1 protein-coding gene is annotated in these 752 nt (G+C 65.2%); it reads right to left on the bottom strand.

Going from position 1 to position 752, the window contains the following annotated elements; genetic code table 11:
- On the bottom strand, positions 1 to 752 hold a 752-nt coding region (sufB, locus tag LC452_RS21745; protein WP_223629016.1), incomplete at both ends, for a Fe-S cluster assembly protein SufB.

Here is a 752-nt window from a genome sequence, read left to right as displayed (position 1 = left end):
CGCGCGATCGGCTCGATGAAGCCGCGCACGATCATCGCCATCGCCTCGTCCTCGGGCATGCCGCGGGACTGCAGGTAGAAGAGCTGCTCCTCGCTGACCTTCGAGACGGTGGCCTCATGGCCGAGCTGCACGTCGTCGACGCGGATGTCGATCGCCGGGTACGTGTCGGACCGCGACTTCGTGTCGACGAGCAGCGCGTCGCAGCGCACGGTGTTGGCGGAGTGGTGCGCGTTCGCATCCACCCGGACCTCACCGCGGTAACCGGCACGACCGCCGCCTCGCGCGATCGACTTCGAGACGATCGACGACTGCGTGTACGGCGCCATGTGGATCATCTTCGCGCCGGCATCCTGGTGCTGGCCGGGGCCGGCGAAGGCGACCGAGAGCGTCTCGCCCTTGGCGTGCTCGCCCATCAGGTAGATGGACGGGTACTTCATCGTCACCTTGGAGCCGATGTTGCCGTCGACCCACTCCATGGTCGCGCCCTCGTGGGCGACGGCACGCTTGGTGACGAGGTTGTAGACGTTGTTCGACCAGTTCTGGATCGTCGTGTAGCGCACGCGGGCGTTCTTCTTCACGATGATCTCGACCACGGCGGAGTGCAGCGAGTCCGACTTGTAGATCGGGGCCGTGCAGCCCTCGATGTAGTGGATGTAGCTGTCTTCGTCCGCGATGATCAGCGTCCGCTCGAACTGGCCCATGTTCTCGGTGTTGATGCGGAAGTACGCCTGCAGCGGGATCTCGACGTGCAC

The organism is Microbacterium sp. EST19A (assembly GCF_019969685.1).
GTDB lineage: Bacteria > Actinomycetota > Actinomycetes > Actinomycetales > Microbacteriaceae > Microbacterium.
This window is presented reverse-complemented; position numbering and strand designations above follow the sequence as displayed.